Genomic DNA, 22,857 nt, shown 5'->3' with positions numbered 1-22,857 from the left:
CATGTCGGCGTCCGAGCGCGAAGCACCGTCCCGGCCGCAGTCGCAGTCCCGGCCGCAGTCGGCGTTCTCGATGAGCGATCTGCTGGCGTCCTGTGCGGCGGCCAGCGCGGTCTCCACCCCGCCCCGCGAACGCGATCGTGACGTTGCCGCGGAGCGCGACGTACCCGGAGGGCACGGGCCGCACCGTGACGCGGCGTAGTCCGTCCGAGTGAATGTGACGTCGGTGGTGCGGTCGTGCCGTGCCGCACTGCCGCACGGGTTCGTCAGCCGCTACGGAACGACGACGACCTTCGTGCCGAGCCCGGCGAACGTCCACATCGCATTGCCGTCCGCCCGCTTCATCCGCACGCCGCCCGTCTTCTTCGAGATGTCCGGGTTCTGCATCGACCCGTCCGTGGCGGCGCTGAAGCCGATCGTCACGTTGTCGACCTTCGCGAACCGGACGACGTGCTCGATCGGCACACCGTCCGAGCCCTGGATCCGGTCGGTCCGCGACGTCACGGTGTAGGTGCCGGGTGCCGGGCTGACCGTGCTCGGCATGACCGGGAAGGTAGGCGGGTGCTGCCCCTTCGAGGGCACCAACCACACCCGGCGTTCCCCCAGCGAGTAGACGACGCGCGTCCCCTCGCCGGAAAGGGCGGGCACGGCCAGCGGGTCCCTGTGCGTCTCCGCGGGGGAACCCGACGGGCGGGCGCTCGGGGAGGTGACGGGTGGTGTGCCGAGGGTCGCCGGGACGTGCGCCGAAGCCTGGTAGGCGAGGAAGGCGACGACGGCCATGGCTCCGGCGGTGAGCCCGGCCACCATCCCCGAGCTGCTCCTTGCCACCTTGCTGCCCCTTCCCGTCCCCGAAATCCCCGGACCGGGGCGGTGCCCGCGTCCACGTGCGCCCGACGGTAGCAGTAGCGGCAGGGAGGGACGGGACGCCGTGCCCCCCTCGCCGTGGTCGTAGGCTGTTTGCGTGCTCTTGCTCGCCGTTGATACCGCCACCCCTGCCGTCACCGTCGCCCTCCACGACGGCGACTCCGTCGTCGCCGAGGCGACCCAGGTCGACGCCCGTCGGCACGGGGAGCTGTTGCTGCCCGCCGTCGACCGGGTCCTCGCCGCGGCCGGACTGAAACTCGACGCGGTCACCGGCCTCGTCGTCGGTGTCGGGCCCGGCCCCTACACGGGGCTGCGCGTCGGGCTGGTGACGGCCGTGACGTTCGGCTCGGCCCTCGGCGTACCCGTCCACGGCCTGTGCACGCTGGACGGCCTCGCGTACGCCTCCCGGCTGGACGGCCCCTTCGTCGTGGCCACCGACGCCCGTCGCAAGGAGGTCTACTGGGCGCGGTACGACGGCTTCCGCGGTCGGCGCGGGGAGCCGGCCGTCGACCGGCCCGCCGAGATCGCCGAGCAGGTCGCCGGACTCCCCGCGGTCGGCGCGGGTGCGCTGCTGTACCCGGAGGTGTTCCGCGACGCCCGGGCGCCCGAGCACCAGTCGGCTGCCGCGCTCGCGTCGCTGGCCGTCGAGAAGCTGGCCGCGGGCGAGGAGATGCTGGCCCCGCAGCCCCTGTACCTGCGGCGGCCGGACGCCCAGGTGCCGAAGAACTACAAGGTGGTCACTCCGAAGTGAGCGGCGGGCACGCGGCCACCCGACCGCAGAGGACGACACCGTGAGCGCCGGGGGGAGTGTCCCCGTCCTGCGCGAGATGCGCTGGTGGGACATTGCTCCGGTACTGGAGCTGGAGCACGAGCTCTTCCCTGAGGACGCCTGGTCCGCGGGCATGTTCTGGTCCGAATTGGCGCACGCGCGCGGTCCGCAGTCCACCCGCCGCTACGTGGTCGCTCAGACCCCGGGTGACGCACCGGGCGACGGGGCGAACCGGGTCGTCGGGTACGCCGGCCTCGCCGCGGCCGGCGGGCTCGGCGACGTCCAGACCATCGCCGTCGCCCGTGACCAGTGGGGCACAGGCCTCGGCGCCCGGCTCCTGACCGACCTGCTGCAGCACGCCACCGCTTTCGAGTGCGACGAGGTCCTGCTCGAAGTGCGTGTGGACAACACCCGTGCCCAGAAGCTGTACGAGCGCTTCGGCTTCGAACCCATCGGGTTCCGCCGTGGCTACTACCAGCCGGGCAACGTCGACGCCCTCGTGATGCGGCTGCACGTACACGACGTACAAGGAACTGAGAACCATGGCTGACGAACCCCTCGTACTCGGCATCGAGACGTCCTGCGACGAGACAGGAGTCGGCATCGTCCGCGGCACCACGCTGCTCGCCGACGCCGTCGCCTCCAGCGTCGACGAGCACGCGCGCTTCGGCGGGGTCGTACCGGAGGTCGCCTCCCGCGCCCACCTGGAGGCGATGGTCCCCACCATCGAGCGCGCCCTGAAGGACGCCGGCGTCACGGCCGGGGACCTGGACGGCATCGCGGTCACCGCGGGCCCCGGGCTCGCGGGCGCGCTCTTGGTGGGCGTCTCGGCAGCGAAGGCGTACGCCTACGCCCTGGGCAAACCGCTCTACGGGGTGAACCACCTGGCCTCGCACATTTGCGTGGACCAACTGGAACACGGTCCGCTCCCCGAGCCGACGATGGCGCTGTTGGTGTCCGGCGGCCACTCCTCCCTGCTGCTCGCGCCCGACATCACCGCCGACGTACGGCCGATGGGCGCGACGATCGACGACGCGGCGGGCGAGGCGTTCGACAAGATCGCGCGCGTGCTGAACCTGGGCTTCCCGGGCGGTCCGGTCATCGACCGGCTGGCGAAGGAGGGCGACCCCTCGGCGATCGCCTTCCCCCGCGGGCTGAGCGGCCCGCGCGACCCGGCGTACGACTTCTCCTTCTCCGGACTGAAGACGGCCGTGGCCCGCTGGGTCGAGGCCAAGCGGAACGCGGGCGAGGACGTGCCCGTACGGGACGTGGCGGCGTCCTTCCAGGAGGCCGTGGTGGACGTGCTCACCCGCAAGGCCGTCCGTGCCTGCAAGGACGAGGGCGTCGATCACCTGATGATCGGTGGCGGTGTCGCCGCCAACTCGCGGCTGCGGGCGCTCGCCGAGGAACGCTGTGAGGCGGCCGGCATCAGGTTGCGGGTGCCGCGGCCGAAGCTCTGCACGGACAACGGCGCGATGGTTGCCGCGCTCGGTGCGGAGATGGTCACCAGGAACCGGCCCGCCTCGGACTGGGAGCTGTCCGCCGACTCCTCCCTGCCCGTGACGGACCCCCACGTCCCGGGACAGCACCACGACCACGTGCACGAGATCAGTAAGGACAACCTGTACTCGTGAGCGTCACGCTGATGTGGGAGGCACGGGCGGTCGCGGGGCGCGGCGCGGAACTGCTCGAGTGGGCACGGACGCAGCCCCTCGACGCGGCCCCGCTGCGACGGGAGACCTTCCGGGCGCCGGGGGAGCGGGTGCTCGTCCTGACGTGGTGGGACGCCCCCCTCGACGCCGACGTGCCGGAACTCCCCGAGCCCGACGACAGCCTGATCACCCGTCCGGTGCACCGGTGGCGCTTCGAGTCCCTCGGGACAGAAGGCCAGTGAGGACGGCGTCGAGCCGCTCGGCGACGTCGTAGGGTCCGTCGATCGCGGACCAGCGCCCCTGCGGGCGGCCGGCTGCGGGAGTCCGTCCGCATCGGCCCCGCCCGGCAGCGCGTCGGGGGAGTGTGCGGGCGGGGTCCTCGGCGGGCTTCCCCGGGCGGGGCGGAAGACGGGATCGCCGTACACGCCGTGCCAGACGGTGCGGTAGGCGTGGACCGTTGCCGTTGCCGTCGCTGCCAACAGACCGCAGGCGACCGCGGATCCGACGATCTCCTCGACCATCCACAACGCCCCTTCATCGGTGAGGCCGCCGAGGCACAGCACCTCCACCACCCAGGACATCCGCCGCAGCACGCATGTGCAGCGAGACGGCGAGCAGGCGGGCACGCGGCTCGTCGGGGAGCACGAACCGCGGAACGGTGGTGGCCATGTCGGACAGGGCGAGCATCAGTAGTTCGTCCGTGTCGCGGACGTGGTGGTAGAGCGCCATCGGTGTGGCTCCGACATCCTCGGCGACCCTGCGCCGTGGAGAGGGCCTCGCCCCCTCGTCCTGCAGGATCCGCCGCGCGACCTCCACCAGTTGTTCGGGCTCCGACCGGCCGGGCCTGCCGCGTCCTCGGGTGCTGCTCTGCCTGCGCTCCGCCACCCGGGCGTTCTCCACTCCCACTTCCGTGCGCGGACGACGCCCGAGGCGCGCCGAGGCCGCTCGCGCAGTGGGTGCGTCGGATATCGCCGGCCCCGCGCGGCGGGCGCCTGCGGGCCCCCGGGCGCCGCCACGGCCGCGAGCCGCAAGCTGGATGCCGGCCGGCAGACCACGCGGTGGAACCTCGGACGCCTGTTCGTCATCAAGCAGGGCAGAGCATGACGTAGGCACGACACGGGGTGGGCACGGTGGGCAGGCGAATCAGGGGCGCGGCGCTGGCCTGCGCCGTTCTCATGGGTCTCGCGACGGGCTGTACGACCGAGGCCCCTGCGGCATCCCGGAGTGCGGAACCGTCCGCGTCCTCCCCGCGGACCGCGCAGCCGGGCACGGACGCGGACGACGCCCGCGCCAAGACCGAGGCCGCCTACCGCAAGTGGGGTCTCGAGCCGCTGGCCGCGCCGCCGGCTCCGCCCGCGACCAAGCCAGGGGGGCGCCGGGGCGGTGGCGGCCAGGTGCCGGTGATCAGCGAGATCCCCACCAAGGAGAAGATCGTCTTCCTCACGTTCGACGACGGGGCCGAGAAGGACCCCACGTTCGTGACGATGATGCGGGAGCTGAACGTCCCCTTCACGATGTTCCTGACGGACGCCGCGATCCGCACCGACTACGGCTACTTCACCAAGCTCCGGCAACTCGGCGGCGGAGTCGGCAACCACACCCTGACCCACCCGAACCTGCGCACCCTGGGACCCGCCGCCCAGAAGCGGGAGATATGCGGCCAGCAAGAGAAGCTGAAGGAGCAGTACGGCGCGACTCCACGGCTGTTCCGCCCGCCCTACGGCAACTGGAACGAGAACACCCGGACGGCCGCCGCGTCCTGCGGGGTCGAGGCGATCGTGCTCTGGCGGGAGTCCATGCAGATCACGAACATGCAGTACCAGCGCGGTGACAAGAAGCTCCACCCCGGCGACATCATCCTGGCCCACTTCCGCGGTCCGTCGGACCTCAAGGGCACGACGATGACCGAGATGACCGCGAACATGCTGCGCCGCATACGGGAGCAGGGTTTCGCGGTGGCCCGACTGGAGGACTACCTCTAGTCCCGGGCCCCGGAGACGGCCGGACCGCGCCCGCGGAACGTCCTCGGGAGAATTTCTCGCGCCGAGTGTCGATCGGACCCGGTCCCGTTCGACGTACAGGGTGAGAGGCGCGGAACAGCCCCGCCGACCGACCAGAGGAGCAACCATGCCCCGCTACCTGACGATGGTCCGCATCAACGAGTCCGAGGCCCCCGCCGAGGGCCCCAGCCAGGAACTCATGGAGCGGATGGGGAAGCTGATCGAGGAGATGACCAAGGCCGGAGTCCTGCTCGACACCGCCGGCCTCACGCCGACCGCGCAGGGCAAGCGCGTCACCTGGTCCGGAGGGAAGATCACGGTGACCGACGGGCCGTTCACCGAGTCCAAGGAGGTGATCGGCGGCTACGCCCTCATCCAGGCCAAGGACGACGCCGAGGTGCTGGAGTGGACCAAGCGCTTCCTGCAGGTCCACGAGGAGTACTGGGAGATCACCTCCGAGATCCGTCAGATCGCGGAGGGCTGATCCCGGCGGCCCGGCCGCCGATTGCCGCTGCGCCGCACGGGTGCTCTGATGGGTACCCGTGAGCGCACAGAACGCAGTCGACGCCAGCCGGGCGGGCGGGACCGCCCAGACCGTGGCGACCGTATTCCGGATCGAGTCCGCACGCATCGTCGCAGCCGCGGCGCGGATCGTCCGGGACATCGGCCTCGCCGAGGAACTCGCCCAGGACGCCGCCGTCGCCGCGCTGGAGCGGTGGCCGGTGTCGGGTGTCCCGGACAATCCTGCCGCCTGGCTCATGGCCACCGCCAAGCACCGCGCCATCGACCTGGTGCGCCGCCGCGACGTGTACGCCCGCAAACTCGCCGAGATGGGCCGCGACCTCGAGTCGGCGGCTGCGGCGTACGAACCCGACCCCGCCGACCTCGTCCCGGGCCCCGATGACATCGACGACGACCTGCTTCGGCTCGTCTTCACCGCCTGCCACCCGGTGCTCTCCGCCGAGGCGCGCACCGCGCTCACCCTGCGGCTGCTCGGCGGCCTGACCACCGAGGAGATCGCCCGGGCCTTCCTCGTTCCCGAAACCACGGTCGCCCAGCGCATCGTCCGAGCCAAGCGGACGTTGGCGAAGGCCGGCGTGCCCTTCGAGGCGCCGTACGGCGAGGAGCGCGCCGAACGGCTCCCGTCCGTCCTCGACGTCATCTACCTCGTCTTCAACGAGGGATACGCAGCGACCACGGGCGCTGACTGGCTGCGCCCCGGCCTGTGCGAGGACGCGCTGCGCCTTGCCCGGGTGCTCGCCGGGCTCATGCCGGAGGAGCCCGAAGTCCACGGCCTCGCAGCGCTCCTGGAGCTCCAGGCCTCCCGCATGGCGGCCCGCACCGGTCCCGGAGGCGAGCCGGTCCTGCTCGCGGAGCAGAACCGCCGCCGCTGGGACCAACTGCTGATCCGCCGTGGCTTCGCCGCCCTCGGCCGTGCCGGCGCGGTGGGCGGAGTTCCCGGCCGGTACGCCCTCCAGGCCGCGATCGCCGCGTGCCACGCCCGGGCGGTGACCTACGAGGACACCGACTGGCCCACCATCGCGGCCCTGTACGCGCGGCTCGCCGTCATCGCACCGTCCCCCGTGGTCGAGTTGAACCGGGCGGTCGCCGTCTCGATGGCCGAGGGACCGGAGGCCGGGCTGGAAGTGGTGGAGGCAGTCGCCGGTGAACCCGCGCTGAGGGAGTACCACTTGCTGCCGAGCGTACGGGGTGACCTGCTGGCGCGGCTCGGGCGATCGGAGGAGGCGCGCACGGAGTTCGCGCGGGCAGCGGCACTGACCCGCAACGCGCGGGAACGCGCCCTGTTGCTCGCGAAGGCGTCGCAGCCAGAGGCGTGAACTCGCCTGCCGGGCCTGCCGATAGGCTCGCCTGCATGTCCCCGCGCTCGCCCCTGCCCCCACCGCCGCCGCCCGGGCACCTCCGGTCGTGGCCCGACCGGGAGGCGCTCCTCGCCGACCGGGCGGCCGTGCTGGAAGCCCTCACGAGGGGCAGGATCGGAGTGCCGCGGCTGCTGCTGTTCCTGACGGCCGTGGCGGTGCTGCAGCTCGGCTGGGGGCTCATGGGGGCCGGGCTCGTCTCGATGGGGCCGCGCCTGGACGTGCTGTCCCTGCCGGTACTGGTGGTGGGTGCCGCGTTGGGCATCGCCGTCCTCGTGCCGACCGTCATCGGCGTCGCCCTCGATCTGGGTCGGGACCGCCGGGTGCGCGCCCTTCTCGTGCAGTGGGCCGCGCTGGACACCGACCCCGCGCGCGACGCCCGTTTCCGCTCCCCAGGGCGCAGCCTGAGCTGGCTGCTGGTCTCTTGTGCGCTGGGGGCGCTGGGGCTGTGGATCTGCTTCGCGGTCCCGGCGGAGGCGCGTCCGGGCAGTTGGACCTACGGCGAGGTCGCGTACTTCATGGGCGCGGGGTTCACCTTCTGGGTGATGGCCCTGATCGGTGCCACCAGGGCTGCGTCCCACTACCGTTGGGCGATCCGCCTCGCGTCCGCGGCACCGACCGGGCTGCCCCGCGATCCCTCCGGCGGTCCGGTCGGGGCGTCCGCTCCCACGGCCGCCGCGGCGCGGGGCGAGCCGTCCGCGCCGGCTGTGCCCACAGGCGACGGTGAGCGGGACTGAGGCCCCCGCCGTACCCGCCTGCCGGGCCTCCCGCGCGGCACCCGGCAGGCCTCGGCACCCGTCGGTGGAGGGGAACCGGCCCCGTGGGGGGAGCACTGGCCTGTGGAGTGCGCCCAGCGGGAACTGCCTGCCCGGTGGGCCCGTGCACGGGAGCCTGTTCCCCTCCGCGTCAGATGTCCGCCGGCCGGCCGATCAGTACGGTCGGAGCCCCGGCCACCCTGGTGAGGAAGACCGTCGCGGCGTTCGGCCCGCTCGGCTTCACCTTGCGGCGCAGCTCCTCCGGTTCGACGGCGGAGCCGCGTTTCTTCACCGTCAGGGTGCCGACCTCGCGCTCGCGCAGCAGAGCCTTCAGTCTCTTCAGGTTGAAGGGGAGTTCGTCGGTGATCTCATAGGCGGTGGCGTAGGGGGTCGGGCGTAGTTCGTCCGACGTGACGTAGGCGATGGTGCGGTCGACCAGGCCGCCGTCGAGATCCTCTGCGACCTCGGCGACCAGATGGGAGCGGATGACCGCACCGTCGGGCTCGTAGAGGTAGCGGCCCGGCTCACGCACCTCCGGGTCCGGCAGGCCGCGGCCCGTCAACGTGGCTGCGGACGGGAGCAGGGTGGCGCGCCGGGCGCCGGGGGTGACGGTCCCCGTCCTGCCCGCGTCGTGCCAGAGGACGGCCTCTTTGACGTCTCCGCCGTCGGAGATCCACTCTGCTTCGAAGTCGTCGGGGACGAGCTCGTGCGGGATACCGGGGGCGATCTTGATCGCCCCCGTGCCGACTCGGCGCACTGCCTCGATCGCCCAGGACAGTGGTGGGGAGTAGGCCTCCGGATCGAAGATCCGCCCTCCCCTCGCCCGCCCGGGGCCGCTTCCGCGCCGCGCCGGGTCGATGAAGACGGACGTGCTGCCGGACAGGTCGTACTCCATGACGTCTGCGCAGGTCACCGTCATCGGTGCGGTGTCGCCGACCAGGGTGCGCACATTGAGCAGGGCCGTCTCGGCGGTGAGCGGATCGCGGTCGACGGCCCGCACCGTGAAGCCCGCCCGCACCAGCGCCACGGCGTCGCCGCCGATGCCGCAGCACAGGTCGGTGACCTCGTCGGGGCCGATCCCGCGGAACCGCCGGGCCCGGTACTCGGCGACCGTCCTGCGCGTGGACTGCTCGACTCCGTGCGGCGTGAAGTACATGCGGTACGCGTCGTCCGCGCCGAACTTCGCCACCGCCCGCTGCCGCAGCCGGGCCTGGGAGAGAGCAGCGGAGACCAACTCGGCCGGGTGGTCGCGGCGCAGCCGGGTGGCGACCGCAAGCTCCTGTGCCGGGTCGTGGTCGCGCAGGGCGGCGAGCAGCGCCTGTCCGTCGTCGGTGAGCAGCGGGGCGAGGGAGGCGAGGTCGTTCACCCGGCCATTGTCGGCCAGCCGGGGGATGGTGTGCGCCCGGTCGCGGTGTCGGAGCCCTGCGGGGGCGTGGCGCTGACAGGATGCGGCGCCATGCAGCAAGTACGACAAAACGAAAAGATGAGAACGAATCGGTACGGGCGTACCTGGGTGTGCATGCTGCTCGCCGCCGCCGTCGCCTCGGGCTGTGCGGCCGAGCCTTCGGCGGACGACGGCAGGCACGCAGGCGCGCCCAGGGGCGTCTCAAAGCCCGCCCCCGGCCCGGAGTCGCAGCACGAGGCCCGGCGACAGGGGGCCGCGGGCGGGCACCAGGACACGTTGGACGAGCGGAAGGAGACGGAGCGTACGGAGAAGGGCGGTAAGGGGAAGGACGGGAAGGAGGAGCGCCCCCAGGTGCACACGGGGGGAGTGAAGGGGCGCCCGGCGGACCCGGCAGAGGCGCTCGCCGACTATGCGCGCCGCATGAAGGATGAGCACGCCGCGCGGATCAAGGAGGCGCAGTCGCCTCGTGCCGTGGCGGCCCGGCGCTGGAAGCTGAAGCAGACACCCCTGCCCGCGCCTGCGCCACCCCGCCGGAAGCCGGTGATCCACACCCGCAAGGGCTTCGAGGTCGACGACCCCGAAGGGTTGCCCCCCGTGTTCACCACGGTGCCGACCAAGGACCGGGTCGTCTTCCTGACGATCGACGACGGCGCGGAGAAGGATCCCGAACTGCTCCGGATGATGAGCGAACTGGAGATCCCCTACAGCGCCTTCCTCAGCGACTACCTCGTGCGCGACAACTACGGCTACTTCAGGAAGATGCAGAAGCGCGGCGTCACCCTGAGCAACCACACCATCAACCACCGCTATCTGCGCGGGCTTCCGTACGCGGAGCAGAAGGAGGAGGTCTGCGGCCAGCAGGAGCGCATGGAGGAACAGTTCGGCAAGCGGCCCCGACTCTTCCGTCCGCCCTACGGTGCCTACAACAGGGACACCCTCAAGGCCGCGAAGTCGTGCGGGGTGAAGGCCGTGCCGCTCTGGGCCGCCGAGGCGTTCCCGGACCACATGGAGTGGCGCGAGGCGGACCGTGACCTGCATCCCGGTGACATCATCCTCACCCACTTCCGCGGCGACGCCGAGTGGAAGGCGGACATGCCCGACCTGATCCGTCAGGTCATGAAGGTCATCACGGACAAGGGCTTCGCCGTGGCGCGCCTGGAGGACTACGTGTGAGGCCCGCCCGCCGCCCGCCGCCCGCCGCCCGCCGCCCGCCGGCGGCCGGCGGGCCCGTCGCGGGCGCCCGACGGCGGCCCCACCGCTGCCGGTCGACGGCGGTGCGCCGGACCGTGGCGGCGCGGTGTGCAGGCGGTCGTCGGTGGTGGGGCCGTATGGACGGTCGTGCGGAACGACTCGCGGCGTCCGGGCGTTGTCCGTACCGGAACCGACCCGTCGTCGTGCCCGCGCCGCGCTGCGAACTGGCACTCCGCTTGACCGAGTGCTAATCGCAGTCATAGTCTCGGCTCTGGCACTCCCCACAGGAGAGTGCCAATACAGCGACGGGCAGGTCCGGCACCCGCGACGACGGATCCACCTGGTCGCCACCTCAGACAGTTAACCCCGTGAGATCTCCGAAGGGGGAGGTCGGATCGTGACGACCACCAGCTCCAAGGTTGCCATCAAGCCGCTCGAGGACCGCATCGTGGTCCAGCCGCTCGACGCCGAGCAGACCACGGCTTCTGGCCTGGTTATCCCGGACACTGCCAAGGAGAAGCCCCAGGAGGGCGTCGTCCTGGCCGTCGGCCCGGGCCGCTTCGAGAACGGCGAGCGCCTGCCGCTCGACGTCAAGACCGGCGATGTCGTGCTCTACAGCAAGTACGGCGGCACCGAGGTGAAGTACAACGGCGAGGAGTACCTCGTCCTCTCGGCCCGCGACGTGCTCGCGATCGTCGAGAAGTAATTCACCAGCAGATTTGCTCTGAACTGCGCCCCTGGCCCCCGCGACGCAAGTAGCCGGGTGGCCCGGGGCGTGGTTCGTTTTGAGAGGACTTGAGAAGCTCCATGGCGAAGATCCTGAAGTTCGACGAGGACGCCCGTCGCGCCCTCGAGCGCGGCGTCAACAAGCTCGCCGACACGGTCAAGGTGACGATCGGCCCCAAGGGTCGCAACGTCGTCATCGACAAGAAGTTCGGCGCCCCGACCATCACCAACGACGGCGTCACCATCGCCCGTGAGGTCGAGATCGAGGACCCGTACGAGAACCTTGGCGCCCAGTTGGTGAAGGAGGTGGCGACCAAGACCAACGACATCGCGGGTGACGGCACCACCACCGCCACCGTCCTCGCCCAGGCCCTGGTCCGCGAGGGTCTGCGCAACGTCGCCGCCGGCGCCTCCCCGGCCGCCCTGAAGAAGGGCATCGACGCCGCGGTCAAGGCCGTCTCCGACGAGCTGATCGCCACCGCGCGTCCGATCGAGGAGAAGTCCGACATCGCCGCCGTCGCCGCGCTGTCCGCCCAGGACCAGCAGGTCGGCGAGCTCATCGCCGAGGCGATGGACAAGGTCGGCAAGGACGGCGTCATCACCGTCGAGGAGTCCAACACCTTCGGTCTGGAGCTGGACTTCACGGAGGGCATGGCCTTCGACAAGGGCTACCTGTCCCCGTACATGGTGACCGACCAGGAGCGTATGGAGGCCGTCCTCGACGACCCGTACATCCTGATCAACCAGGGCAAGATCTCCTCGATCCAGGACCTGCTGCCGCTGCTGGAGAAGGTCATCCAGGCCGGCGCCTCCAAGCCGCTGCTGATCATCGCCGAGGACGTGGAGGGCGAGGCCCTCTCCACCCTCGTCGTCAACAAGATCCGCGGCACCTTCAACGCGGTCGCGGTCAAGGCCCCGGGCTTCGGCGACCGCCGCAAGGCGATGCTGCAGGACATGGCCACGCTCACCGGTGCCACCGTCATCGCCGAGGAGGTCGGCCTCAAGCTCGACCAGGCCGGTCTGGACGTGCTGGGCTCCGCCCGTCGCGTCACCGTCACCAAGGACGACACGACGATCGTCGACGGCGGCGGCAAGAGCGAGGACGTGGCCGGCCGCGTCGCGCAGATCAAGTCCGAGATCGAGACCACGGACTCCGACTGGGACCGCGAGAAGCTCCAGGAGCGCCTCGCGAAGCTGGCCGGTGGCGTGTGCGTGATCAAGGTCGGCGCCGCCACCGAGGTGGAGCTGAAGGAGAAGAAGCACCGTCTGGAGGACGCCATCTCCGCGACCCGTGCCGCGGTCGAGGAGGGCATCGTCTCCGGTGGTGGCTCCGCGCTGGTCCACGCCGCCAAGGCACTCGAGGGCAACCTCGGCAAGGACGGGGACGAGGCCACCGGTGTCGCGGTCGTCCGCCGCGCCGCGGTCGAGCCGCTGCGCTGGATCGCCGAGAACGCCGGCCTCGAGGGCTACGTGATCACCGCCAAGGTGGCCGAGCTGGAGAAGGGCCACGGCTTCAACGCCGCGTCCGGGGAGTACGGCGACCTGGTGAAGGCCGGCGTCATCGACCCGGTCAAGGTCACGCGCTCCGCGCTGGAGAACGCCGCGTCGATCGCCTCCCTGCTGCTCACCACCGAGACGCTCGTGGTGGAGAAGAAGGAAGAGGAGCCGGCTGAGGCGGGCCACGGTCACGGCCACGCCCACTGACACTGACCCCTGAGGGCACGCGGAGGCCCCCGCTCCCGTGAGCGGGGGCCTCCGCGCGACCGGCCGGGTGGCTCCGTCGCGTGGACCGTGGACCGGGACACGGGCCGGACGTGGGCGGTGTGCGGGGTCGCTCTCAGGTTTCGACGACGCCGAGCTGTCCCATCAGGCCGAGGCGGTCGTACTGCCACCAGCCCTCGCAGATCATGCCGTCGCGGAGGCTGTGGATGGTCGTGCCGGTCATCGACACCCTCTTCCCGGTGGCCGGAATTCCCATGAACTCCCCTTTCTGCACGCCACCCCAGGTCCAGCGGGTGCACACCCGGTCGCCCTCGGCGAGCTGGTCCTCGATGGTGAATGTGTAGTCGAACCCCTGGCGCCACATCGCGATCTCCTTGCGCAGCGCTTCGAGGCCCATCGTGTCCTGCGCGTTGGACGGGTCGTGATCGAGGTAGTCCCGGGTGAGCAGGCCGTCGAGGGCCGAGCCGTCACCGGTGAGGCCTTCGGTGAAGAACCTGGCGCACAGGTCCTTGTTCAGCTGCTCGTCCCGGACGACCTCCAGGTCGGTGAAGGTCGGCATCCCGTCGCAGAGCGCCACCATCTCCTGGAATATCCGGTCCGTTTCGGGCAGGTTCGAGTTCCGCATGGCGTCCTCGTACGAGGGGAACTCGACGATCTCTATGACGTGGGTGGCGTCGGAGCGGTCCTTCGCGACGAGGCTGTGCGTGGCCGTGCGCTTGCCCTTGGTCTGTTCGACCCAGGTGTCCATGAGCCGGTTGAGCTCATCGAGGTGATCCGTCTTGCAATCGATCAATTGTACGAATGTCATGGCGCGTCTCCCGGGGCGGGTGGTCGCTGCGTCGATTCCTTCCTATTTTAGTGATATTGGGGCAATTGTCTGCTCAGGCCGATCGGTTCAGTACGGCTGGATCCACGCGTTCCGCGAACGGCTCGCCGAGGGCGTAGCGCTCGACCTCGCGCAGCGCCTCGTCGGCCAGCCGGTGCATCTCGTTGCCCAGGGAACCTGCGATGTGCGGGGTCAGTACGACGTTCGGCAGGTCGTACAGCGGGGAGTCGCGCGGCGGGACGTCGGGCTCGGTGACGTCCAGGACCGCGTGGAGGCGACCGGAGACAACCTCCGGAAGTAGTGCGTCCGTGTCGACCAGGGAACCGCGTGCGGTGTTGATCAGGGTCGCGCCGTCGGACATCAGTGCCAGGCGGCGGGCGTCGATCACGTGGCGGGTGGCGGCGAGCGCGGGAGCGTGCACGGTGACGACGTCGCTCCGCGAGCAGAGTTCGTCCAGCGGTACCGCCTCCACCCCCAGCAGCGCCGCCCCGGCGGCGCCGACGTACGGGTCGTACAACAGGACCCCCAGGTCGAACGGGCGCAGCAGCTCGATCACGCGGCGGCCGACCCGGGACGCTCCGATGACGCCCACCGTGCGCCCGTAGTTCCCACCGCTGCCGATCTCCTCGTGCCAGTCGTGGGACGCGCGTACCTGTCGGTAGCGGTGACGGGCGTGTAGGACCCGCTTGTTGGCGAGGAGGATCGAGGCGACGGTGTACTCCGCGACGGGCCGGGCGTTGGCCGCCGCCGCGGAGGTGACGGCGATGCCGCGGTCCCAACACGCTCGGGTGATGTGGTGCTTCACCGAGCCCGCGGCGTGTACGACGGCGCGCAGCTGCGGAGCGGCGTCGAGGACGCGTTCGTCGAGGGGCGTGGCCCCCCAGCAGGTGAGCAGGAGTTCGGCCTCCGCCAGCGCCGTGGCGACCGCCGGGGGTGGCGCGGTGAGGTCGTGGGCGACGAGCCGGGGGTCGGTGCGGGTCAGCGATGCGAGGCGATGGCGATGGGCCTCGGTGAGCAGGCGTTCTGCGATGCCCGGACCCATCGCGAGCAGCAGGGCGGGGCGGCTGCCGGCGGCACCCTCAGCAGTGCGGGGCACGGGGCACATCCCTTCTCGCGTGCGGCGGAGAGGGGGGCCTGACGGGCTGGAGGGCCTCCGCCCCACTGGACCGGTGAGGGCGGACGCCGACCGGCCCGGCCGCAACGGAGTTGCAGGAGAGGGCGGTTGCGGCGGCCGGTCCCGAGGGGCCGCCGCCGTGGGTAGCCCGCCCCGGGGCTGCGGCGTGCGTCACTGCGGTCCGTACTTGCGGCCCGCCTTGGAACTGACCCCGCCGAGCAGGCCGCGGGGCGCCAGTTTCACCACCCCCATGAGCGCCTTGTAGCGCGGGTCGGGGACGGACAGGGTCTTCCCGCGTGCGAGATCGGCCAGGGCCGTCGACACCAGCTTGTCGGCGTCCAGCCACATCCACCCCGGGATGTTGTCCGTCCCCATCCCGGCCCGCTCGTGGAACTCGGTCCGCACGAAGCCGGGACAGAGCGCCATCAGCCGTACCCCCGTGCCCGCGAGGTCCCGCGCCGCACCCTGGGTGAACTGCACGACCCACGCCTTCGAGGCCCCGTACGTCCCGCGCGGGACGAACGCGGCCACCGAGGCCACGTTCACCACACCGCCCCTGCCGCGCCCGCGCATCGCCCCGGCAGCCGCCGACGTCAGCCGTAGCACGGCCTCGCAGTGCACTTTCAGCATCCGTAGCTCGTCGGCCATGGACACCTCCAGGAAGCGCCCCTTGTTGCCGAAGCCGGCGTTGTTGACGAGGAGATCGACCGGGTGCCTGGTGTCGGTGAGCCGTGTCTCGACGGCGGCGATCCCCGTCTCCTCGGCCAGGTCGGCGGCCAGCACTTCCGCCTCGATGCCGTGCTGGTCGTGCAGCTCGGTGGCCTGCTCCTTGAGCCTCTTGGTGTCGCGGGCCACCAGGACCAGGTCGTGTCCGTCCGTCGCAAGACGTCGCGCGAAGGCGGCTCCGATGCCCGCGGTCGCGCCGGTAATCAATGCTGTCGTCATGGGCGGCACGTTAGTACCCCGGGTGCCGCCGATGACCGGAACCGGACGCGGCCCGCCCGTGGTTGCGCGCCCGCCTCCCCGCTCCCCGCGCGATGTCGCCCGCCTCAGGCGCAGTGTTCGGCGGCGTACGCCCGTGCCTTCGCCAGCAGTTCGGCCTCCATCCACTCCGCCGCGACCAGTGTGCGGGGGAGCAACTGCCGCTCCAGCGTGACGGCGCGGAACAGCAGTGCGACGGTGACGTCGTGGTCCGGCCGGTGCACGATCTCGATCCGGTCGCCGGCCGAGACCGCGCCCGGCTCGATGACCCTGAGCAGTGCGCCGGGTCTTCCCGCTCTGGTGAACCGCTGCACCCAGCCCTGCTCGTCGAGGTGCCCTTGGAACGTTCGGCAGGGGATCCGTCCCCCGGTCACCTCCAGCACCGCGTGGGAGCCGATGCGCCAGCGCTCGCCGATCAGGGCCCCGTTCACGTCGAGGCCGAGGGTCGTGAGGTTCTCGCCGAACCCACCGTTGGCCAGCGGCCGACCGAGTTCTTGCTCCCACGCGTCCAGGTCCTCGCGGGCGACGGCGGTGGCGGCCCTGTCGTTCCCCCCGTGGAACCGGAGGTCGCTGACGGTGTCCCCCTCGACGCCGCCGGCGCCCGTTCCGAAGGGGCCCGGCGCGAAGATCCGCACGGGACCGTCGACCGGGCGCTTGTCGATCCCGGTGATGCCGCTGGCTGCGTCGGTGTAGCCGACGGTCTTCGGCCGTCCCGTGTTCACGGAGAGAAGTTCCATGCGTGCGACGCTAACCGAAGGGTCTGGTTCCGGGCCAAAAGACGAGCGGGTGGACTGCGACTGCACCCCAAGACTGCCTTATGCTCGAGGGGTGATCGAAGCCCGCCACCTCCGTGTCCTGCGCGCTGTGGCCGCCACCGGTTCCTTTTCCGCGGCGGCGCGGGAGCTCGGCTGCACCCAGCCCGCCGTGAGCCAGCAGATGAAGGCGCTCGAAGCATCCGTGGGGACGCCGCTGTTGATCCGGACCGGTCGGGAGATGCGGCTGACCCAGGCCGGTGAGGTCCTCGTGCGCCACGCGGCCGGCGTCCTGGCGGGACTGACCGCGGCCGAGGAGGAGGTCGCTGCCATCGCCGGGCTGCGCGCGGGACGGGTGCGGCTGGTGTCGTTCCCGAGCGGCAGCTCGACCCTGGTGCCCGCGGCGCTCGCCGCACTCCGCGCGGCCCATCCCGGGACGCGCGTCTCGCTCGTCGAGGCGGAGCCGCCGCGCTCCGAGGAGATGCTGCGCGAGGGTGACTGCGACGTGGCGCTGGCCTTCAGGTACGGCCCCGGGGGCGCCGAGTGGGAGGACCTGGTCGTGACACCGCTGTTGTCCGACCGCCTGGTCGGCCTGGTGCCGGAAGGGCACCGGCTCGCGGAAGCGGGTGCCGTGTCCATCGCGGACCTCGCGGACGAACCGTGGATCGCGGGGTGTCCGCGCTGCCGCCGCCAGCTCGTTGCGGTCTGCGAGGGTTCGGGTTTCACGCCCAGGATCGACTTCGCCACGGACGACTACCCGGCGGTGGTCGGACTGGTCGGCGCTGGCCTCGGGGTGGCCGTGCTTCCGGAGCTGGCATTGGAGTCGGTGCTGCCGAAGGGCGCTCGCACGGTGACGGTGGAGCCGTCCGTCTCCCGCGAGATCGTCGCCCTGACCCTTCCCGACCTGGCTCGGGTCCCTGCGGTGGCGGCCACCCTGGACCGGTTGGTGCTCGCCGCCGCACGCTGAACGACCGCGTCGCTCGCTGTTGCGCCGGTGTTGGGCGGGACGGCGCAGGAACGTTTCTTCGAAAGGTGGGTGCCGAATCTCAGCCGTGCGCGGTGCCGCCTCCTCCGGCCGCCGGGATCAGCCGGTGGCGCGCCCGTCCCATGAGCTCCTCGCGTTCGTCCTCCGTCAGTCCACCCCATACCCCGTAGGGCTCCCGCACCGCGAGTGCGTGCGCTGCGCACTCCGCGCGTACCGGGCACCGCATGCAGACCTCTTTCGCCGAGTTCTCGCGCGCGCTCCTCGCCGCGCCGCGTTCCCCCTCGGGATGGAAGAAGAGTGAGCTGTCTACCCCACGGCAGGCCGCGAGCAGCTGCCAGTCCCACAGATCGGCGTTCGGTCCGGGAAGGCGGGAGAAATCTGCCATAGCGCATGTCCCCTTGTAGCCGTGCTGAGTGGATGCCTGAAGCTCCGACCGTACATCTACGGTGTAAGTAGATGTAAATATGACTCATTGCGAATCTAGCCACAGACACCAACAAAAGGGAAGAAATGGAGCTAAATGGGGCATAGCTGCCATGTGATGCGCTGCTGAACTGTGTCGCTCTCCTCCGCTCACGGGTCCTCACGTAGAGTGCCGAAGGTGCCCTTCCCACCCGTAACTCTTTCGAGTGACCGTCGTTGAGAGTGCGGATGCGGTTGAGAGAACAAGCACTCGGGCAGAGTCCGGGGGCGTCAACCGCACAGGTGACGATACGTAACCAGCCTGGAGGCTCAAGGTGACGCGCATCAGCTGCGGAGGGCGGCCATGACATCCGTCCTCGTCTGTGACGACTCCCCGCTCGCCCGAGAGGCGCTCCGCCGCGCGGTCGCAACCGTGCCCGGCGTCGAGCGCGTGACGACCGCAGCCAATGGCGAGGAAGTCCTCCGCCGCTGGGGGGCCGACCGCTCGGACCTGATTCTCATGGACGTACGCATGCCCGGTCTGGGCGGCGTCGAGACGGTCCGCCGATTGCTCTCCGCCGATCCCGGCGCCCGGATCATCATGCTCACGGTCGCCGAGGACCTGGACGGCGTCGCGCTCGCCGTCGCCGCCGGTGCCCGCGGGTATCTGCACAAGGACGCCTCGCGCGCGGAGCTGCGCGCCACGGTCACCCAGGCGCTCGCCGACCCGACGTGGCGGCTGGCCCCGCGGCGACTGCGCTCGGCCGAGATGGGGGCAGCGCCGACGCTCACCGCACGCGAAATCCAGGTGCTCGAAGGCATGAGTCACGGCCGGTCCAACGCGGAGATCGGGCGCGAGCTGTTCCTCTCGGAGGACACGGTGAAGACCCACGCCAGGCGACTGTTCAAGAAGCTGGGCGCCTCGGACCGGGCGCACGCCGTCGCGCTCGGGTTCCGCTGGGGCCTGGTCCGCTGAGCGGTGCCGGATGAGACCGGGACCTCTCCCGGTGAGCGAGCCGGAGGGGCGCGGATGCGCCCCCGAGGCTTCCAGCGGACGTGTGGGCGGCCGAACAGCCGCCCCAGGGGTCCCGCAGGCATCATGAGCCTCGCCCGCCGTGCGGTGGGCGGGGCGGCGGACGACCGTGGGCACACGTTTCCCGCGCGATGCCGCATCCTTGAGTTGTGGAGTTCCTCGGGGACAGGTCGGTCGAGCGCAAGGGGAGGGCGCAGGAGATGACTTCCGGCGCACCTACTCATAACGCTTCGGTGCACAACTATGGACGCGGTGCCACGGATCAGCGGCAGTCAAGGCACCATGGACCGATGCGGGACAACGAGGCGGCGACTGCCCAGGGGGCCATCGGTGCACTCGTCCACCGTGCCGTCGACGGCGACGAGCAGGCCACGCACGACCTGCTGGCGCACGTACACCCGCTCGCGCTGCGGTACTGCCGCACCCGGCTGAACCGGCTTCCCGGTGATGCCCGCCACTTCGTCGAGGACCTCGCGCAGGAAGTCTGCGTGGCGGTCCTCATGGCGCTGCCCCGATACCGGGACACCGGACGCCCCTTCGAGGCGTTCGTCTTCGCCATCGCGGCGCACAAGGTCGCCGACCTCCAGCGGGCCGCCATGCGGCATCCCGGGTCCACGGCCGTCCCCTCCGACGAGATGCCCGAGCGCCCCGACGATTCGCTCGGACCCGAGGAGCGGGCGCTGCTCAGCGACGACGCGGAATGGGCCAAGAAGCTCCTCGCGAACCTTCCGGAAAACCAGCGCGAACTGCTCGTGCTGCGGGTCGCGGTCGGGCTCACCGCCGAGGAGACGGGGCAGATGCTCGGCATGTCGCCCGGCGCCGTACGGGTTGCCCAGCACCGTGCGTTGAGCCGACTCAGGGCACTGGCCGGCCAGTAGGCGGTCACGTGAACGCCGCCGGGCGGACGGACGTACGAAGGTACGAAGCTGCTCATCGATCTTGATCGTGGAATGAGACACGGCCGAAGCCCGTTAGCATGGACATCCGCACCGATCAAGGCCATGGGGAAGGTGTCATGACTGCCAACGTCGACGGAGTGCCCGAGAAATTCGCGACACTCGGGCTGACCTACGACGACGTGCTGCTTCTGCCAGGCGCGTCCGACATGGCGCCCGATCAGATCGACACCTCCTCGTTCATCTCGAAGAACGTCCGGGTGAACATCCCGCTGCTGTCCGCCGCGATGGACAAGGTCACCGAGTCCCGGATGGCCATCGCCATGGCCCGCCAGGGTGGCGTCGGCGTGCTGCACCGCAACCTCTCCATCGCCGACCAGGCCAACCAGGTGGACCTGGTGAAGCGGTCCGAATCGGGCATGGTGACCGATCCGATCACGGTGCACCCGGACGCGACCCTCGCCGATGCCGACGCGATCTGCGCCAAGTTCCGGATCAGCGGCGTCCCGGTCACCGATGCGTCGGGCAAGCTGCTCGGCATCGTGACCAACCGCGACATGGCCTTCGAGACGGACCGCTCGCAGCAGGTGCGGGACGTCATGACCCCGATGCCGCTGGTCACCGGCAAGGTCGGCATCTCCGGCGTGGACGCCATGGAGCTGCTGCGCCGCCACAAGATCGAGAAGCTTCCGCTGGTCGACGACGCGGGCATCCTCAAGGGCCTCATCACCGTCAAGGACTTCGTCAAGGCCGAGAAGTACCCGAACGCAGCGAAGGACAAGGACGGCCGGCTGCTCGTCGGGGCCGCCGTGGGTGTCGCGGGTGACGCCTTCGAGCGGGCCCAGGGCCTGATCGAGGCCGGCGTCGACTTCATCGTCGTGGACACCGCGCACGGTCACTCCAAGCTGGTCGGCGACATGGTCGCCAAGATCAAGTCCAATGCCTCCGTCGACGTCATCGGCGGGAACGTCGCGACCCGCGACGGCGCCCAGGCGCTGATCGACTCGGGCGTCGACGGGATCAAGGTGGGTGTCGGCCCGGGGTCGATCTGCACGACGCGCGTCGTCGCCGGCATCGGCGTGCCGCAGGTCACCGCGATCTACGAGGCGTCCCTCGCGGCCAAGGCGGCGGGCGTCCCGGTCATCGGCGACGGCGGCCTGCAGTACAGCGGTGACATCGCCAAGGCCCTGGTCGCCGGTGCCGACACGGTGATGCTCGGTTCGCTGCTCGCAGGCTGCGAGGAGTCCCCGGGCGAGCTGCTCTTCATCAACGGCAAGCAGTTCAAGTCGTACCGCGGCATGGGCTCGCTCGGCGCCATGCAGTCCCGCGGCGACCAGCGCTCCTTCTCCAAGGACCGCTACTTCCAGGAAGGCGTCGCCTCCGACGAGAAGCTGGTGCCCGAGGGCATCGAGGGCCAGGTGCCCTACCGCGGGCCGCTTTCCGCGGTGGTCCACCAGCTGGTGGGCGGCCTGCGCCAGTCGATGTTCTACGTCGGCGGACGCACGGTGCCGGAGCTTCAGGACCGCGGACGGTTCGTACGGATCACCTCCGCGGGCCTCAAGGAGAGCCACCCGCACGACATCCAGATGACGGTCGAGGCACCGAACTACAGCAGGAAGTAGTCGCAGGCCCGATGGGAGGGGCGGTCCCGGTGATGGCGGTTTCTAGGGACCGCCCCTCGCGCATGCGTCGGGGATACTGGTACGCGCAGACGTAGAGGGAAAGGCCACACATCGTGACTGAGATCGAGATCGGGCGCGGCAAGCGCGGCCGCAGGGCGTACGCGTTCGACGACATCGCCGTCGTACCGAGCCGGCGCACCCGGGACCCGAAAGAGGTCTCGATCGCGTGGCAGATCGACGCCTACCGCTTCGAGCTACCGTTCCTGGCAGCCCCCATGGACTCCGTCGTCTCCCCGCAGACCGCCATCCGCATCGGTGAGCTCGGTGGACTCGGTGTGTTGAACCTCGAGGGCCTGTGGACCCGGTACGAGGACCCCCAGCCGCTGCTCGACGAGATCGCGGACGAGCTCGACGAGGACGCGGCGACGCGTCGGCTCCAGGAGATCTATGCCGCCCCGATCAAGGAGGAGCTGATCGGGCAGCGCCTCAAGGAGGTGCGCGACTCGGGAGTGGTCACGGCCGCCGCGCTGTCGCCGCAGCGCACGGCGCAGTTCTCCAAGGCCGTCGTCGACGCGGGTGTGGACATCTTCGTCATCCGCGGCACCACCGTGTCGGCCGAGCACGTCTCGGGCGCCGCCGAACCGCTCAACCTGAAGCAGTTCATCTACGAGCTCGACGTCCCGGTCATCGTCGGCGGCTGCGCCACGTACACCGCGGCCCTGCACCTGATGCGCACCGGCGCTGCCGGAGTGCTCGTGGGCTTCGGCGGCGGCGCGGCGCACACCACGCGGAACGTGCTGGGCATCCAGGTGCCGATGGCGACGGCCGTCGCCGACGTCGCCGCGGCCCGCCGCGACTACATGGACGAGTCCGGCGGCCGCTACGTCCACGTCATCGCGGACGGCGGCGTGGGCTGGTCCGGCGACCTCCCGAAGGCCATCGCCTGCGGTGCCGACGCCGTGATGATGGGCTCTCCGCTGGCCCGCGCAACGGACGCGCCCGGACGCGGCCACCACTGGGGGATGGAGGCCGTCCACGAGGACGTCCCCCGCGGCAAGCTGGTCGACCTGGGCATCGTGGGCACCACGGAGGAGGTCCTCTGCGGACCGTCGCACACCCCGGACGGCTCGATGAACTTCTTCGGCGCGCTGAGGCGGGCCATGGCCACGACGGGCTACAGCGAGCTCAAGGAGTTCCAGCGCGTCGAGGTGACGGTGGCGGACTCGCAGCACAAGCGCTGAGCGGCAGCACCAGCACCTCTCCCCGGAGCCGTCGGCGGTCCGTCGCC

25 protein-coding genes are annotated in these 22,857 nt (G+C 70.9%); 17 read left to right on the top strand and 8 right to left on the bottom strand.

Annotation, left to right across the window (positions count from 1 at the left end):
- The first annotated feature begins 1 nt into the window (after window position 1).
- Window positions 2-199 (top strand): hypothetical protein, encoded by a 198-nt coding sequence (locus tag ACFXOM_RS02760; protein ID WP_384935372.1) that lies wholly within the window; start codon window positions 2-4, stop codon window positions 197-199.
- A gap of 71 nt (window positions 200-270) precedes the next feature.
- Here ACFXOM_RS02760 and ACFXOM_RS02755 read toward each other — a convergent pair whose 3' ends face one another.
- Complete coding sequence (locus ACFXOM_RS02755; RefSeq protein ID WP_384935417.1) at window positions 271-801, bottom strand: hypothetical protein; 531 nt, start codon at window positions 799-801, stop codon at window positions 271-273.
- Between the two features lie 157 nt (window positions 802-958).
- Here ACFXOM_RS02755 and tsaB point away from each other — a divergent pair, with 157 nt between their 5' ends.
- The 4 genes from tsaB (at window position 959) to ACFXOM_RS02735 (ending at window position 3,524) form a co-directional block, all read left to right on the top strand.
- On the top strand, window positions 959-1,612 hold the full coding sequence (tsaB, locus tag ACFXOM_RS02750) for a tRNA (adenosine(37)-N6)-threonylcarbamoyltransferase complex dimerization subunit type 1 TsaB (RefSeq protein ID WP_384935374.1): 654 nt from the start codon (window positions 959-961) through the stop codon (window positions 1,610-1,612).
- Between the two features lie 76 nt (window positions 1,613-1,688).
- A complete protein-coding gene (rimI, locus tag ACFXOM_RS02745; RefSeq protein WP_385036879.1) occupies window positions 1,689-2,180 on the top strand; it encodes a ribosomal protein S18-alanine N-acetyltransferase in 492 nt (163 codons plus the stop codon).
- Window positions 2,173-3,264 (top strand): tRNA (adenosine(37)-N6)-threonylcarbamoyltransferase complex transferase subunit TsaD, encoded by a 1,092-nt coding sequence (gene tsaD, locus ACFXOM_RS02740; RefSeq protein WP_384935377.1) that lies wholly within the window; start codon window positions 2,173-2,175, stop codon window positions 3,262-3,264. Before rimI ends, tsaD begins: the two co-directional genes overlap by 8 nt.
- Window positions 3,261-3,524, top strand: coding sequence for a hypothetical protein (locus ACFXOM_RS02735; protein WP_384935379.1), 264 nt, complete (start codon window positions 3,261-3,263; stop codon window positions 3,522-3,524). The genes tsaD and ACFXOM_RS02735 overlap by 4 nt, the downstream gene beginning before the upstream one ends.
- A 292-nt stretch (window positions 3,525-3,816) precedes the next feature.
- Here ACFXOM_RS02735 and ACFXOM_RS02730 read toward each other — a convergent pair whose 3' ends face one another.
- Window positions 3,817-4,182 (bottom strand): hypothetical protein, encoded by a 366-nt coding sequence (locus tag ACFXOM_RS02730; protein ID WP_385036789.1) that lies wholly within the window; start codon window positions 4,180-4,182, stop codon window positions 3,817-3,819.
- 275 nt (window positions 4,183-4,457) lie between these two features.
- On the opposite strand from ACFXOM_RS02730, the gene ACFXOM_RS02725 reads away from it, so the two are divergent.
- The 4 genes from ACFXOM_RS02725 (at window position 4,458) to ACFXOM_RS02710 (ending at window position 7,896) form a co-directional block, all read left to right on the top strand.
- Window positions 4,458-5,264, top strand: a complete 807-nt coding sequence (locus tag ACFXOM_RS02725) for a polysaccharide deacetylase family protein (protein WP_384935423.1) — start codon at window positions 4,458-4,460, stop codon at window positions 5,262-5,264.
- Between the two features lie 145 nt (window positions 5,265-5,409).
- Window positions 5,410-5,766: a YciI family protein gene (locus ACFXOM_RS02720; protein ID WP_384935387.1), complete on the top strand. Its 357-nt coding sequence runs from the start codon at window positions 5,410-5,412 to the stop codon at window positions 5,764-5,766.
- Window positions 5,767-5,824: 58 nt separating this feature from the next.
- Window positions 5,825-7,120: an RNA polymerase sigma factor gene (locus tag ACFXOM_RS02715; RefSeq protein WP_385036787.1), complete on the top strand. Its 1,296-nt coding sequence runs from the start codon at window positions 5,825-5,827 to the stop codon at window positions 7,118-7,120.
- A 35-nt stretch (window positions 7,121-7,155) separates the two neighbouring features.
- Window positions 7,156-7,896 (top strand): hypothetical protein, encoded by a 741-nt coding sequence (locus tag ACFXOM_RS02710; protein WP_384935393.1) that lies wholly within the window; start codon window positions 7,156-7,158, stop codon window positions 7,894-7,896.
- A 169-nt stretch (window positions 7,897-8,065) separates the two neighbouring features.
- Here ACFXOM_RS02710 and ACFXOM_RS02705 read toward each other — a convergent pair whose 3' ends face one another.
- The gene (locus ACFXOM_RS02705; protein ID WP_384946104.1) at window positions 8,066-9,376 is read right to left on the bottom strand and encodes an SAM-dependent methyltransferase; all 1,311 of its coding nucleotides are present in this window, start codon (window positions 9,374-9,376) and stop codon (window positions 8,066-8,068) included.
- Window positions 9,377-9,397: 21 nt separating this feature from the next.
- On the opposite strand from ACFXOM_RS02705, the gene ACFXOM_RS02700 reads away from it, so the two are divergent.
- From ACFXOM_RS02700 to groL, 3 genes are all read left to right on the top strand, one after another.
- Window positions 9,398-10,492: a polysaccharide deacetylase family protein gene (locus ACFXOM_RS02700; RefSeq protein WP_384935396.1), complete on the top strand. Its 1,095-nt coding sequence runs from the start codon at window positions 9,398-9,400 to the stop codon at window positions 10,490-10,492.
- Window positions 10,493-10,907: 415 nt separating this feature from the next.
- Window positions 10,908-11,216 (top strand): co-chaperone GroES, encoded by a 309-nt coding sequence (groES, locus tag ACFXOM_RS02695; protein WP_015035628.1) that lies wholly within the window; start codon window positions 10,908-10,910, stop codon window positions 11,214-11,216.
- A 101-nt stretch (window positions 11,217-11,317) separates the two neighbouring features.
- Window positions 11,318-12,940, top strand: a complete 1,623-nt coding sequence (groL, locus tag ACFXOM_RS02690; protein ID WP_384939265.1) for a chaperonin GroEL — start codon at window positions 11,318-11,320, stop codon at window positions 12,938-12,940.
- 133 nt (window positions 12,941-13,073) lie between these two features.
- Here groL and ACFXOM_RS02685 read toward each other — a convergent pair whose 3' ends face one another.
- From ACFXOM_RS02685 to ACFXOM_RS02670, 4 genes are all read right to left on the bottom strand, one after another.
- Window positions 13,074-13,766, bottom strand: a complete 693-nt coding sequence (locus tag ACFXOM_RS02685; RefSeq protein ID WP_384939263.1) for an ester cyclase — start codon at window positions 13,764-13,766, stop codon at window positions 13,074-13,076.
- Between the two features lie 73 nt (window positions 13,767-13,839).
- Entirely contained in the window at window positions 13,840-14,889 is a 1,050-nt protein-coding gene (locus ACFXOM_RS02680) for a hydroxyacid dehydrogenase (protein ID WP_385036785.1), read from the bottom strand.
- A gap of 180 nt (window positions 14,890-15,069) precedes the next feature.
- Window positions 15,070-15,843 carry an SDR family NAD(P)-dependent oxidoreductase gene (locus ACFXOM_RS02675; protein ID WP_384939259.1) on the bottom strand — a complete coding sequence of 258 codons (774 nt, stop codon included), beginning with the start codon at window positions 15,841-15,843 and terminating at the stop codon, window positions 15,070-15,072.
- Window positions 15,844-15,947: 104 nt separating this feature from the next.
- Complete coding sequence (locus ACFXOM_RS02670; protein WP_384939257.1) at window positions 15,948-16,616, bottom strand: MOSC domain-containing protein; 669 nt, start codon at window positions 16,614-16,616, stop codon at window positions 15,948-15,950.
- Window positions 16,617-16,707: 91 nt separating this feature from the next.
- On the opposite strand from ACFXOM_RS02670, the gene ACFXOM_RS02665 reads away from it, so the two are divergent.
- On the top strand, window positions 16,708-17,598 hold the full coding sequence (locus ACFXOM_RS02665; RefSeq protein ID WP_384939255.1) for a LysR family transcriptional regulator: 891 nt from the start codon (window positions 16,708-16,710) through the stop codon (window positions 17,596-17,598).
- 79 nt (window positions 17,599-17,677) lie between these two features.
- Here the strand turns inward: ACFXOM_RS02665 and ACFXOM_RS02660 are convergent, their stop codons facing one another.
- Window positions 17,678-18,001, bottom strand: a complete 324-nt coding sequence (locus tag ACFXOM_RS02660; RefSeq protein ID WP_384939253.1) for a WhiB family transcriptional regulator — start codon at window positions 17,999-18,001, stop codon at window positions 17,678-17,680.
- A 381-nt stretch (window positions 18,002-18,382) separates the two neighbouring features.
- On the opposite strand from ACFXOM_RS02660, the gene ACFXOM_RS02655 reads away from it, so the two are divergent.
- The 4 genes from ACFXOM_RS02655 (at window position 18,383) to ACFXOM_RS02640 (ending at window position 22,810) form a co-directional block, all read left to right on the top strand.
- On the top strand, window positions 18,383-18,994 hold the full coding sequence (locus ACFXOM_RS02655; RefSeq protein WP_003948568.1) for a response regulator transcription factor: 612 nt from the start codon (window positions 18,383-18,385) through the stop codon (window positions 18,992-18,994).
- A 347-nt stretch (window positions 18,995-19,341) separates the two neighbouring features.
- On the top strand, window positions 19,342-19,929 hold the full coding sequence (locus ACFXOM_RS02650) for a sigma-70 family RNA polymerase sigma factor (RefSeq protein ID WP_384939251.1): 588 nt from the start codon (window positions 19,342-19,344) through the stop codon (window positions 19,927-19,929).
- Window positions 19,930-20,066: 137 nt separating this feature from the next.
- A complete protein-coding gene (guaB, locus tag ACFXOM_RS02645; protein ID WP_384939249.1) occupies window positions 20,067-21,569 on the top strand; it encodes an IMP dehydrogenase in 1,503 nt (500 codons plus the stop codon).
- A gap of 113 nt (window positions 21,570-21,682) precedes the next feature.
- Window positions 21,683-22,810, top strand: a complete 1,128-nt coding sequence (locus tag ACFXOM_RS02640; protein ID WP_384939247.1) for a GuaB3 family IMP dehydrogenase-related protein — start codon at window positions 21,683-21,685, stop codon at window positions 22,808-22,810.
- Window positions 22,811-22,857: the final 47 nt, after the last annotated feature.

This window comes from Streptomyces sp. NPDC059169, from assembly GCF_042755225.1.
In the GTDB taxonomy this organism is placed as follows: Bacteria; Actinomycetota; Actinomycetes; order Streptomycetales; family Streptomycetaceae; genus Streptomyces.
The sequence above is the reverse complement of the archived record's forward strand: the minus strand, read 5'-3'. Positions and strand labels throughout refer to the sequence as shown.

Excerpts from the sequence above, each read along its gene's own strand:
- ACFXOM_RS02650 (WP_384939251.1), top strand. The coding sequence starts at position 19,342 with ATGCGGGACAACGAGGCGGCGACTGCCCAGGGGGCCATCGGTGCACTC.
- ACFXOM_RS02670 (WP_384939257.1), bottom strand. The coding sequence starts at position 16,616 with ATGGAACTTCTCTCCGTGAACACGGGACGGCCGAAGACCGTCGGCTAC.
- rimI (WP_385036879.1), top strand. The coding sequence starts at position 1,689 with ATGCGCTGGTGGGACATTGCTCCGGTACTGGAGCTGGAGCACGAGCTC.
- ACFXOM_RS02655 (WP_003948568.1), top strand. The coding sequence starts at position 18,383 with ATGACATCCGTCCTCGTCTGTGACGACTCCCCGCTCGCCCGAGAGGCG.
- ACFXOM_RS02685 (WP_384939263.1), bottom strand. The coding sequence starts at position 13,766 with ATGACATTCGTACAATTGATCGATTGCAAGACGGATCACCTCGATGAG.
- tsaD (WP_384935377.1), top strand. The coding sequence starts at position 2,173 with ATGGCTGACGAACCCCTCGTACTCGGCATCGAGACGTCCTGCGACGAG.
- ACFXOM_RS02675 (WP_384939259.1), bottom strand. The coding sequence starts at position 15,843 with ATGACGACAGCATTGATTACCGGCGCGACCGCGGGCATCGGAGCCGCC.
- ACFXOM_RS02760 (WP_384935372.1), top strand. The coding sequence starts at position 2 with ATGTCGGCGTCCGAGCGCGAAGCACCGTCCCGGCCGCAGTCGCAGTCC.
- ACFXOM_RS02680 (WP_385036785.1), bottom strand. The coding sequence starts at position 14,889 with ATGTGCCCCGTGCCCCGCACTGCTGAGGGTGCCGCCGGCAGCCGCCCC.
- guaB (WP_384939249.1), top strand. The coding sequence starts at position 20,067 with ATGACTGCCAACGTCGACGGAGTGCCCGAGAAATTCGCGACACTCGGG.
- ACFXOM_RS02700 (WP_384935396.1), top strand. The coding sequence starts at position 9,398 with ATGAGAACGAATCGGTACGGGCGTACCTGGGTGTGCATGCTGCTCGCC.
- groL (WP_384939265.1), top strand. The coding sequence starts at position 11,318 with ATGGCGAAGATCCTGAAGTTCGACGAGGACGCCCGTCGCGCCCTCGAG.
- ACFXOM_RS02710 (WP_384935393.1), top strand. The coding sequence starts at position 7,156 with ATGTCCCCGCGCTCGCCCCTGCCCCCACCGCCGCCGCCCGGGCACCTC.
- ACFXOM_RS02725 (WP_384935423.1), top strand. The coding sequence starts at position 4,458 with ATGGGTCTCGCGACGGGCTGTACGACCGAGGCCCCTGCGGCATCCCGG.
- ACFXOM_RS02720 (WP_384935387.1), top strand. The coding sequence starts at position 5,410 with ATGCCCCGCTACCTGACGATGGTCCGCATCAACGAGTCCGAGGCCCCC.
- ACFXOM_RS02660 (WP_384939253.1), bottom strand. The coding sequence starts at position 18,001 with ATGGCAGATTTCTCCCGCCTTCCCGGACCGAACGCCGATCTGTGGGAC.